This is a genomic window from Streptococcus sp. WM07, assembly GCF_004570525.1.
Lineage (GTDB): Bacteria > Bacillota > Bacilli > Lactobacillales > Streptococcaceae > Streptococcus.
This window is the reverse complement of the sequence record NZ_SPPZ01000297.1, coordinates 1-358: the sequence shown is the minus strand read 5'-3', so window position 1 is coordinate 358 and position 358 is coordinate 1. Positions and strand designations below refer to the sequence as shown.

At 38.3% G+C, this 358-nt stretch carries 1 pseudogene; it reads left to right on the top strand.

Annotated features, from left to right (window positions below):
- Window positions 1-358 (top strand): annotated as a pseudogene (locus tag E4T71_RS09310) (transposase); the annotation flags it as partial.

Genomic DNA, 358 nt, shown 5'->3' with positions numbered 1-358 from the left:
ATCGAGAATATGGTCGTTCCATGAAAGGTCAGTTGATAGAAGGTAAGGTTTCTGGAAGAAGATATCAACGAATATCTTTAGTTGCAGGTCTCACAAATGGTGAGATTATAGCTCCGATGACATATGACATATGAAGACACGATGACAAGTGACTTTTTCGAAGCATGGTTTCAACAGTTCTTATTACCCTCTTTAGATACACCTTCTGTTATTATTATGGACAACGCAAGATTCCATAGGATGAGTAGTATAAAATCCTTATGTGAGGAGCAGGGACATAAACTTTTACCTCTCCCTCCATACTCACCTGAGTACAATCCTATCGAAAAAATATGGGCTCACATCAAAAAGCATCTCA